Origin of the sequence: Adhaeribacter radiodurans, assembly GCF_014075995.1 — a bacterium.
In the GTDB taxonomy this organism is placed as follows: Bacteria; Bacteroidota; Bacteroidia; order Cytophagales; family Hymenobacteraceae; genus Adhaeribacter; species Adhaeribacter radiodurans.
In genome coordinates this window covers 780,556-792,232 of record NZ_CP055153.1, presented here as the reverse complement: position 1 = coordinate 792,232, position 11,677 = coordinate 780,556, and the positions used below count along the sequence as shown (strand labels likewise).

The 11,677-nt window shown below is 38.8% G+C and carries 9 protein-coding genes; 8 read left to right on the top strand and 1 reads right to left on the bottom strand.

Annotation, left to right across the window (positions count from 1 at the left end):
- Positions 1-13: 13 nt before the first annotated feature.
- Complete coding sequence (locus HUW48_RS03745) at positions 14-1,321, bottom strand: c-type cytochrome (RefSeq protein ID WP_182414398.1); 1,308 nt, start codon at positions 1,319-1,321, stop codon at positions 14-16.
- Between the two features lie 800 nt (positions 1,322-2,121).
- On the opposite strand from HUW48_RS03745, the gene rpsF reads away from it, so the two are divergent.
- The 8 genes from rpsF (at position 2,122) to HUW48_RS03705 (ending at position 11,283) form a co-directional block, all read left to right on the top strand.
- A complete protein-coding gene (gene rpsF / locus HUW48_RS03740; RefSeq protein ID WP_182414397.1) occupies positions 2,122-2,502 on the top strand; it encodes a 30S ribosomal protein S6 in 381 nt (126 codons plus the stop codon).
- Positions 2,499-2,750 (top strand): 30S ribosomal protein S18, encoded by a 252-nt coding sequence (rpsR, locus tag HUW48_RS03735; protein ID WP_026463124.1) that lies wholly within the window; start codon positions 2,499-2,501, stop codon positions 2,748-2,750. The genes rpsF and rpsR overlap by 4 nt, the downstream gene beginning before the upstream one ends.
- A 15-nt stretch (positions 2,751-2,765) precedes the next feature.
- Complete coding sequence (gene rplI / locus HUW48_RS03730) at positions 2,766-3,209, top strand: 50S ribosomal protein L9 (protein ID WP_182414396.1); 444 nt, start codon at positions 2,766-2,768, stop codon at positions 3,207-3,209.
- 193 nt (positions 3,210-3,402) lie between these two features.
- On the top strand, positions 3,403-4,389 hold the full coding sequence (locus tag HUW48_RS03725; protein ID WP_182414395.1) for a GSCFA domain-containing protein: 987 nt from the start codon (positions 3,403-3,405) through the stop codon (positions 4,387-4,389).
- A gap of 68 nt (positions 4,390-4,457) precedes the next feature.
- Complete coding sequence (locus tag HUW48_RS03720; protein WP_182414394.1) at positions 4,458-6,485, top strand: thioredoxin domain-containing protein; 2,028 nt, start codon at positions 4,458-4,460, stop codon at positions 6,483-6,485.
- 136 nt (positions 6,486-6,621) lie between these two features.
- Positions 6,622-9,150: a replication restart helicase PriA gene (gene priA / locus HUW48_RS03715; protein WP_246343683.1), complete on the top strand. Its 2,529-nt coding sequence runs from the start codon at positions 6,622-6,624 to the stop codon at positions 9,148-9,150.
- A 161-nt stretch (positions 9,151-9,311) separates the two neighbouring features.
- Positions 9,312-10,376, top strand: a complete 1,065-nt coding sequence (locus tag HUW48_RS03710) for a DUF6588 family protein (RefSeq protein WP_182414393.1) — start codon at positions 9,312-9,314, stop codon at positions 10,374-10,376.
- 148 nt (positions 10,377-10,524) lie between these two features.
- A complete protein-coding gene (locus tag HUW48_RS03705) occupies positions 10,525-11,283 on the top strand; it encodes a class I SAM-dependent methyltransferase (RefSeq protein WP_182414392.1) in 759 nt (252 codons plus the stop codon).
- Positions 11,284-11,677 lie beyond the last annotated feature (394 nt).

The window sequence follows — 11,677 nt, the reverse complement described above, 5'->3', positions numbered from 1 at the left end:
ACTTAAACCAGGATTAGTAATGGCATTTGGAACATTCAGTACCACCGTTAGAGGATACTGTAAACGCCATTCCTTTATTAGCTTCATCGTGCAGTTTCACCAGATTATCGTAGTATTTATTGCCTTGTGTATTCAGCGGCGTTTCGCGGTGGCAGTTAATACACCAACCCATAGTAAGAGGCGAATACTGATACACTACCTGCATGTTCTGAATTTGACCGTGGCAAGTCTGGCATTCTATCTTACCTACTTGAGTATGTTGAGAGTGATTAAAGTAAGCCAAATCCGGCAAGTTATGAATACGCACCCATTCGATTGGTTTGTTATTTTCAATAGCCCGATAAATTTTTTGAATCTCTGGTGATTCCTTTTTAATCTGACTATGGCAATTCATACAAATATTTGCCGATGGAATATTTGCATTCTTGCTTTTGTAAACGGAAGTGTGGCAATAGTTACAGTTAATTTCGTATTGGCCAGCGTGCAAAGCGTGCGAGAAGGCGATAGGCTGAGTAGGCTGGTATCCTTGTTGAATACCCACACCGTAGGTTTCTTCTATTAAAGCATCTAAAATTACTACGGCGAAAATTAACCCTACAATTACCTGAACGGCTCTGGACTTATAAATTTTTGAAAAATCGAACCGCTGATTTACTAATTCTAAGTCTCTGCCGTCTAAGTCTTTTTTACCTCTTAAATAATCGCCTAAAATATTAGCGATGATTAATAAGGTAATAACCATTACAATTAAAATAACAATAAGAGCTATTAATACATAATCCAGGTATTTACCAGCTGCACCCGCGGCGGCAGCACCTCCCCCCGGCCCATCGGTTCCTCCTTCTGCTACACCAGAACCTCCAGTACCCGGATCAGCAGGCAAAGCAGCAGGCGCCGCGCTTGCCTTTTCTATGTACTTAATAACAGCAGTAAGCTGGTCATCGGAGAAAGCAAAGCTGGGCATCTGTTGCTTATCGTACTCATTAAATAAAGCAACGGCTTCCTTATCCCCGCTCTGCACCATTTGGCTTGAGTTGCGAATCCAGCTTTTTAGCCAGGGCAGCTTATGTTTTTTGTGAACATCTCTTAAAGCCGGGCCTACTACTTTTTCGCCGATGGCGTGGCAAGAGGCGCAGTTATTTTTAAAGAGTGTTTCGCCGGCAGCTGCAACAGCATCGTCGCCGGAGGCTGTACCTGCCGTTAGGCCATCTTGGCTCACAGAAGCCTGTTCACCTTGAGCAAAAGAAGAAAATACAGTTAAAAGAAAAAATAGTAGAGATAAAAAGAACGAATATGTTGATTTGATTTTACAGCTAATCATAGCCAGGATCGCTTTTTTAGTAAGGTGAAACTACATTACGGGCACAAATCTACTATGCGAATTCTATTATTCAAACATAATAATCTAGATTTTTGGCCCTTCTTAGCACTACGCCATTTGTAGTTATTTAAACAATTGATTACCAATAAATAAAGACTAATTAACTACATAATTTAGAATATTTTTAAATTATAAAATATGCATAAATAACAGATTTTACTTTAAAAATATTTAGCCATTTGCAGGAGAGTCAGGGAAAATAAAAACAATATATTTAAGATTTAAACATTGTTTTTCTTAAGCTATTTAATGTTTTTGTCTACTTCTTTACCATATTCTTTAGCATTATTCTGTTCTATCTTAGCCTATTATGCATTTATCTTATTAATTACATTAGCAAAATACTGTAATTATTAGCAACAAACCTAATTACGCTTTTCCAACCTAAACTTAGTTCATTCTTTGATCTTCTATAATTAATGTATTACTGATTTTTTAGCAGAGGGTTTATTATTATAAATAAAGTCACCTCTGAATTGCTAAATTTTTATTGACTATCTATTCCGGATGCTTCTACTTTTAATAGTGATTTATCTCCTACCCATTATACTCCAGTACCTACTTATAAAATAATTCTACAAATATGAGTAAACCGTTACTCCTTATATTTGATTGTTATTTACAATTTTACCTTTAGCAGAACATGTAAATTTGTAATTTTACAAAAGGTATCTGCTTGTTAATAAAAGATTTATTCTTATATTTGCGCCCTCAAACAAAATTTTAAAATTTTAAGCCAAATGGTATTAAAAAATTACGAAACGGTCTTTATCCTGACTCCGTTGCTCAACGAAGCGCAGGTGCAAGAAACGGTCGAGAAGTTCAGACAGGTGCTTAAGGAAAATAGCGCCGATATTATTCATGAAGAAAACTGGGGGTTACGTAAATTAGCCTATCCGATTCAGAAAAAATCAACTGGTTTTTACATCCTGATTGAGTTTAGTGGTCCATCTACAATTGTAGATCCGTTAGAGATTGCTTACCGCCGGGACGAAAAAGTGGTTCGGTTTTTAACTACAGTTTTAGATAAACACGCTATCTCTTATAATGAGCGTCGTCGTAACGGAGAAATGAATCAGCAGAAAGCTGCTAAAAGAGAGAAGGAGACCCAAGCATCATGAGTTTAGTTAACGAAAAAATCCACAAGCAGGATACCCGCAAAAAATATTGCCGGTTCAAGAAAAACGGTATCCAATACATTGACTATAAAGACGGCAACTTTTTATTAAAATTTGTGAACGAGCAAGGTAAAGTATTACCACGCCGTATTACTGGTACTAGCCTTAAGTTTCAGCGCCGGGTAGCCCAAGCGGTAGCTCGTGCCCGTCACTTAGCAATTTTACCTTACGTAACCGACTCGTTAAAATAAGGAGGCCTTAGAGAAATGGAAGTTATATTAAAAGACGACGTAAAAGGCTTAGGCTTTAAAAACGATATTGTAGAAGTAAAACCAGGTTACGGCCGTAATTACTTAATTCCACAAGGAATTGCGATAATGGCTGATAAAACAAACAAAAAAATTGTAGCCGAAAATATTCGTCAGGCATCGCACAAAGCAGAAAAAGTAAAATTAGATGCACAAGCAATTGCCGACCAAATTGGTGACCAGGCTTTCGAGTTACGTGCTAAAGTTGGAGAAAGCGGTAAAATTTTTGGTGCAGTTACTACTACTCAGTTATCGGAAGCTTTACGCGCTAAAGGCATTGAAGTAGACCGTAAGAAAATTTCTTTTGACCAGGATGTAAAATCAGCCGGTGAGTATACGGCTTCTATTGCTTTGCACAAAGAAGTAAAACACACAGTACGCTTTAATGTAGTAGCAGAATAAATTAACCTACTATCTTATTTTATAAGTCCTGCTGATTAATTCGGCAGGACTTTTTTATTTACTAAAAGTTTAATAAATATTTTGTTGTGCTACAAACGTAAAAGAAGTTAAGATTTTATTTTCTTCAGGTTAAGGGTAATCCTTGTACAAACATAATTTTCAAAAAACTACAACTGAAAATAAAGTATTAAATATGTCTACTGCTTTTCGTACCGAGCTTCTTATTTCGCCTCAAACCCAAAGGCTTTCTTTGCAGACACCTATATTTACCGCTGGTTCTTGCTTTGCTGAGGTTATAGGTACTAAAATGCAGCAGTATAAAGTACCTGTTTTGGTTAATCCGTATGGTACTATCTTCAATCCAATTTCTCTTTTTACTTTATTGCAAGCTTCGCTGGAGCTACCACCAGAGTTTACCGGCGAGTTAATACAACGCGACGACATTTGGTTAGCTTATGATTTTCATTCTTCCTTCTCGGCTCCATCTCGTCCTGAACTTTTAACACAAATCCAGAAAGCATTAACAAAAAGCAAGAATTTCTTACAGAATGCAGATACTATTGTTTTAACCTTTGGAACAGCAATAGGCTACATTCACCGGGAAAGTAATAAACTGGTAGCCAATTGCCATAAAATACCGCAATCTCAGTTTACTAAGCATTTGTTATCTATTCCGGATATTATTTCGGCATTCACTAGTTTTTATAAGGTTTTACAACAATTCAATCCAAACATCCGGATTATTTTAACTGTGAGTCCAGTTCGTCACCTGAAAGAAACATTAGAAGGTAACAGCCTTAGTAAATCTATTTTACGTGTAGTTTGCCACGAGCTCAAAAACCAATTTGCCGCAGTAGATTATTTCCCGGCTTACGAGCTGTTATTAGATGATTTACGGGATTACAGATTTTATAAACCGGATATGCTTCACCCAACAGGAGTAGCGGAAGATTACATCTGGGAAAAATTCAAGGCGGCTTATTTCAGCGAAGATTTTCAACACTTTACCGGAAAATGGGATAAAATCAGGCAAGCTTTCGCGCACAAACCATTCCAGCCAGCATCAACGAGTCATCAGCAATTTTTAAAAAAAATATTACAACAATTAGAAGAACTCCAAGCACAAGTTGATTGCCAGGCTGAAATTTCAACTTTAAAAACTCAATTAATTACTAAATGACGCCCATATTTTACGTATGCACCTTAATGGCAATGCACCACCATTTTGGCCGGTAAAATTTTTTAGCTATGAAAAAAGCCAATCGATTACTTAAAGAGTCTAGTCCTTATTTGCTGCAACACGCCTATAATCCCGTTGATTGGTTTCCGTGGGGCGAAGAAGCTTTACAAAAAGCCCGGCAGGAACAAAAACCCATTATTGTAAGTATTGGCTACGCTGCTTGCCATTGGTGCCACGTAATGGAACATCAATCGTTCGAGCACGAGGGCATTGCCCAATTAATGAACCAACATTTTGTTTGCATAAAAGTAGACCGGGAGGAGCGACCAGATGTAGACCAGATTTACATGGATGCCCTACACGCGATGGGTGTACAAGGAGGGTGGCCTTTAAATGTATTTCTAAATGCAGAAGCGAAACCATTTTATGGCGGTACTTATTTCCCACCCCAGCACTGGTCGCAATTATTACAAAATATAGCCAAGGCTTACGCCGAAAACCAGGAAGAATTAGACCAATCGGCGGAACAATTTGCGCAACATTTAAACATTTCAGATTTACAAAAATACGGCATTCAGCAAGTAAATTCTGAGTTTACAGATCAAGATTTCCGGCTGCTTTATCACAACTTTAGTCTGCGTTTTGAGAAAGAACGCGGTGGCACGAGTCAAGCGCCGAAGTTTCCAATGCCAGTAAATTATTTATTCTTGTTGCGCTATTATCAATATGCGAACCACCCGGCCGCTCTGGAACACGTAAATTTAACCCTTCGCGAAATGGCATTCGGGGGAATTTACGATCAAGCGGGTGGCGGTTTTGCCCGGTATTCGGTGGATAACGAATGGCTGGTACCTCATTTTGAGAAAATGCTGTTCGACAATGGCCAGCTAATTAGCTTATATGCCGAGGCTTACCAGGTAACAAAAAATCCATTGTACAAAGAGGTAGTTTATGAAACCATTGCTTTTGTGGAGCGCGAGCTGATGAGTTTGGAAGGCGGTTTTTATTCCTCGCTGGATGCCGATAGTGAGGGCGAAGAAGGCAAGTTTTATGTATTTACAAAAGAAGAAATACAAGAAATTATTGGGACCGAAGAGCCTTTGTTTTCTGCTTATTACAACGTTCGCGCCGAAGGAAACTGGGAGCACCATCAAAACATTCTGCATCGCCAGCAAACCGATGAGGCTTTTGCTGCTGAACATCAGCTAGAGGTACCCATTTTGAAAGAATTAGTAAAAGACTGGAAAGAAAAAATACTACGAGCTAGGTCAAAACGAATTCGGCCCAGACTTGATGATAAAATACTAACCGCCTGGAATGCATTAATGCTGAAGGGGCTAGCAGATGCTTACTATGTTTTTCAAGAAGAAAAATTCCGGGAATTAGCTCTAAAAAATGCAAGTTTTCTGCTAAACAATATGAAAAATGGAGCAAAATTGTTTCGTAACTATAAAAACGGGAAGGCCACTATTCATGCTTTTTTAGAAGATTATGCTTTGCTCATTCAAGCTTTCATCCGGCTTTATGAAATTACCTTCAACGAAAATTGGTTAAATGAAGCCCATCGGCTAACAAAATATACCCTGAGCAATTTTTACGACGAAAGCGAGAACTTATTTTTTTATACTGATAAGGAAGGTGAAAAATTAATCGCCCGCAAAAAAGAAATTTCCGACAACGTTATTCCGGCTTCTAATTCGGTAATGGCCAACAATCTGCATTTTTTGAGCTTGTATTTCGATAAGCCTAAATATGCAGAAATATCGGATGCTATGTTAAGTCAGGTGAAAGAACTGTTAGTAAAACAACCTGCTCATTTAGCAAATTGGGCTACTGTTTACTACGCCAAACTAAAACCCACCGCCGAAATTGCTATTCTAGGATCAGAAGCTCAAAGCTTCCGGAATTCCTTTGCTGATTTTTACCTGCCCAACGCCATTTTCGCTGGTACCGAAACGGAGAGCAATTTGCCTTTACTCACGGATCGTTTAGCCATTGGGGAAGAAACTACCATTTACGTGTGCTTCAATAAAACCTGCCAATTACCGGTACATACCATAACCGAAGCACTCGAACAGTTAGATAAGATTGATTAAGTAAGTTACAGGTTATAACCTGTAACCTGTTACCTGTTACTAACGGCAACTACTCACAACTATTTGGGAAAGATTGCGGTTCTTGCGACCTTTGTTAGAGCTGAAAACTCTTCAGCGGTAAAAAATTGGAGTACTGTTGAGCCAGCCATTATTATTTCAGTCGTCGGAACAAGCTACGGAGCGGATAACTTTATTTGCCGACGTTATCTTGCCTTTACCTTTGCCCAAGCTTTACACGTATCGGGTTCCTTACGACATGAACGACGATATTTTTGTAGGCACCCGGGTTATTGTTCAGTTTGGGGCAAAGAAAATATTAAGTTGCATTGTAGCCGATGTGCACGAAAAGCCACCGGTAGGATACCAGGCAAAATACATTCTGGAAATTATCGATGAAACTCCCGTAGTAACAACGCCCCAGCTTAAAATTTTTAATTGGATAGCGGAGTACTACATGTGCACCATTGGGGAAGTAATTAACGCGGCTTTACCGTCGGCGCTAAAATTAAGCAGCGAATCGCGGATACAGTTGCATCCGCAGTATAATTTGGAATATTCTAACTATCCCTTATCGGCGCCCGAAGAAAAGATCGTTTTTGCTTTAGGCCAGAATCAAACACTCACTTTCACGGAAGTTGGTAATTTATTACAAATCAGCCATTTTCATAAAATAATAAAATCGCTTATTCAAAAAGAGATTATAATTATTTTCGAGGAAATAGCCGATAAGTACACGCCTAAAGTGGTAAAAAAACTCCGCTTGTCGCCGTATTTTATCCATGAAGCCGAAATGCTGGAAGAACTCATGAGTCAATTAGCGGTTCGCCCCAAACAACTCGATGTGGTACTCCATTATCTGCAAAAAGTACCCGTTCACCAGAATGTACACTTAAACGAAAAAGGCATTGAGAAAAATATTTTAACTTCTAATCCGCACCTTTCACTATCCTCAATTAATGCTTTAATAAAAAAAGGTATTCTGGAGCAATTTGAAACCATTGTTTCCCGGTTCCCGGTGGATGAGAATAAACCCCAGCCAGCTTTTAACTTATCCGGGCATCAAATAACGGCTCGGGATGAAATATTAGATTTATTCGACAGCAAAGATATTGTGTTGTTACACGGCATTACCGGTAGCGGTAAAACCGAAGTATACATCGATTTAATAAAAAAAGCACTGGAAGGTGGTGGTCAGGTATTGTATTTATTACCCGAAATTGCTCTTACAGCTCAGATTGTTACGCGGCTTATTAAAGTATTCGGCAGTCGTTTAGGAGTTTATCATTCTAAATTCTCCGATAATGAACGGGTAGAAGTCTGGAACGGTGTTTTATCGGGGCGTTTTTCGGTGGTAATTGGGGTGCGCTCGGCAATTTTTTTACCTTTCCATAACTTGTCATTGATTATTGTGGACGAAGAACACGAATCGTCTTACAAGCAATACGAACCGGCTCCTCGTTATAACGCGCGCGAAGTAGCGCTTATGCTGGCAACTTACCATAAATGCAAAACTTTGTTAGGCTCGGCTACCCCCGCCGTTGAAACGTATTACAATGCCAAAACCGGCCGCTGGGGTTTAGTAACCATGAATAAAAGATTCGGAGAAGCCGGTTTACCTGAAATTGAACTGGTGGATACCCGCCGCGAAAGCCAGAAGAAAACAATGCACAGTCATTTTTCGCAAAAATTACTGGCACAAATCGAACAAAAATTACAGAAACAAGAACAAGTAATTTTATTTCAAAACCGCCGGGGTTACGCTCCTTACATTAATTGCCACGATTGCGATTGGATTCCGAAGTGTAAAAATTGCGCCGTAAGCCTCTCCTACCATAAATATAACCGTGAATTGCGCTGCCATTATTGCGGTTACCACGAGTCTATGCCCCATGATTGCCCGGCCTGTGGTTCCACCATGATTAAAACCGTTGGCTTTGGTACCGAAAAAATTGAAGATGAATTAAAGTTACTATTACCGGAAGCGAACATTCAGCGGATGGATTTAGATACTACGCGCAGTAAAAATAGCTACCAGCAAATAATTGCTGATTTTGAAGCCAATAACACGAATGTTTTAGTGGGCACGCAAATGGTAACCAAGGGGTTAGACTTCGAAAATGTAAGTTTGGTGGGCATTATCAACGCCGATAGTATTATAAATTATCCTGATTATCGCGCACATGAGCGGGCATACCAGATGTTTGTGCAGGTAAGTGGCCGGGCCGGCCGTAAAGGCAAAAAAGGCTTAGTAATTATTCAAACGGGTAATCCCTCGCAGGGAATTTTTCAGAAAGTAATCGCAAACGATTACCAGGCCTTATACGAATTTGAAATTCAGGAACGCCGTAAATTTAATTTCCCGCCATTTATGCGCGTTATTAAAATTACGGTTAAACACATCGACGAGAAAATTAACGAACAAGCGGCAGCGGTTCTTGCCAAAGAGTTTACCGATCGTTTGCCTAAAAATCAGGTACTCGGTCCGGAAGTGCCTTATATTTTTAAAATCCGCAATTATTATCTGAGCGAAATTCACATTAAACTCGACCGGGAACATACCAGCCTAAAAACGGCCAAACTGCTTATAGCAGAAGCTATTAACCAGTTGAAATTAAATAAAGATTTTCGCAATATTCGGGTGGTAGTAGATGTAGATCCAGTGTAAAGGTTAAATTACTATTTTGAAGCAGGCAACTTTAAAAATTTAAATTTTGCAACTTAAGTTAGAAATTACGTAAGCAAAAAACAAATATTACGCTCATTTAGAGCGCCTTTTTTACCTGATTTAGAAGTAATTTATTTTTGCACTTTACTTATCTACTAAAAATGAGAAAAATTCTTCTTCTTATTTTAACTATTGGTTTGTTGTTCATAAAAAATTCTGCTTCAGCCCAATCCGAAACGGCCGAATTAATAAAAAGTGGAATAGTAAATGCTGAACTTTTAGCAAAAGCTTACGGCACTCCTTTAAGTAAGGCGTTCGGTGCAGATTTAAATACGGGTTGGATAACCACCGGTAAAGCTTTTAAACCGGGCCGTTTCGAAATTCGGGTATTTGCCAATGCCACTTTTGTACCCCAAAAAGACCGCACCTTTGATGTTAGTTCTATTGGCTTAAACTCCAACGTGCGGATTGCTCCTGGTAGCGGCACCATTGCTCCTACTGTTTTCGGAGAAGATTCTCCCGGTCCATTATTGAACGTTTACGCCACCCGCCCCGATACAAAACAAGAAGAACAAGTAGCCTCTTTTAACACTCCCGAAGGAATTGGTACCAACATAGCTCCCATTCCAATGGTACAATTAACCATTGGGGTAGTGAAAGAAACTGAATTAATGTTTCGGCTTCTTCCAAAAAGTAAAGCAGGTGATTTAAATCTTAACTTATGGGGAATCGGCCTGAAAAATAATATTGCAAAATGGCTTCCTGGTTTAACTACTTTGCCATTTGATATTACGGCAGTTGCTGCTTTTTCTTCTTTTCGGTCGAATTATGGTTTACAGTTAAGGCCCCAAAATGGGATTGCTAACCCAAACCCTCTAGATTACACCAATCAGAAGGTTATTTTTAATACCAAAGCCATTACTGCACAACTAGTAGCCTCTAAAACCATATCGGTTATAACCGGGTACGCCGGGGTAAGTTACAGCAAAAGCAATACTACAACCGCCATGTCAGGTAACTACCCAGTAACCGTTTTACGGGAGCAGCCGCCCTACACCCGAGAAATTCAAAATATAATTGACCCGGTAGATATTCCAACTGAATACAATCAGCTCGGACTAACCGGTGGGTTCCGATTAAAATTATCAATTTTTAGTATTAATGCCGAAGGAACATTAGCTAAATATCCCACAGTTTCGGCGGGTATAGGTTTGGGTTACAACTAAAAACTGGCGTTCGCTACTTAACCTGTTATTCTTTCTGCTCCAATCCTGGTAAAACGTCTGATTTTCAGAATCTATAACCACCACTTTTATATTTTTGCTGTACTTTACTGCGTTATAAATAAAAGCAACGTTTGCGCAGGAGAAGTTGATGCCAATATTTTTAAAATTTAGCGGGTTTATTTTAGTTTTTGCGATTATTAGCAGGCTAATAGGTTGTAACTACGATAGTCAGGCTACTACATCTAGTATACCATCTGATTCGCTGTACGTGTATAAATCGCCCATCGACCCTAACGGAATTGGTAAGTACTACCGGGGCCGACAGATTGCCTATACCATGGGCCATTCTGAAGCTAGTTGGCTCGAACGCTCTGAACGTGAAAAAGAAGAACGCACCGATTTACTATTACAAGCTTTAAAACTGCGCCCCACGGATGTAGTAGCCGATATTGGGGCTGGAAGCGGGTATATGACTTTTCGCATTAGTCCGTTAGTCCCGCAGGGCAAAGTACTGGCAGTTGATGTACAGCAGGAATTTTTAAATATGCTGCTCGATAATCGCATTTTAAAAAATGCTTTTAACGTAGAACCTATTTTAGGCTCCTTGCAAAACCCTAATTTACCAAATCAAAGTGTAGATGTAGCCCTATTGGTAGATTCGTACCACGAATTTTCGTATCCGCATGAAATGTTGCTCGCAATAAAAAAAGCCTTAAAGCCCAATGGCCGCCTTGTTTTAGTAGAATATAAAGCCGAAGATCCTTACGTACCTATTAAAGCTTTACACCGGATGTCGGAGAAACAAGCTAGAAAAGAAGCTACAGGTGTTGGGCTAAATTTTGTAGAGAACCAGGATATTTTACCTCTCCAACACATTCTTGTTTTTAGAAAAGTCCCAAACAAATAATATTCTTCTTGCATTAATTTTTAAAATACTTGCTAACTTTTACTCTTTTGCATTTGTAGTAAATAGGTAAATGTTGAACATTGATGTTCTATGCCAAATAGTGGCAAACAGATTTCTATTTAATAGGTTGAAAGATAATTTAGAACCTGCATAATTGAATTTTGGAATAGGGATCAATTACAATAATTATTTTCTATAGCTTATTTTTTTTCTTGCTGAGAATTGCTTTATTCTTTTTATAGAAACTCTTTCCGGTAAATCTTATATACCACGCTTAATTGCTCCGTATGTGATTTATACTATTAAGATTGCTTTGTTCGGTTGTTAAATTAAACGATTGTATAACTCAACAATCCTAAAAACTAATAATATAAAGCAATCCTTTTTGTTAATT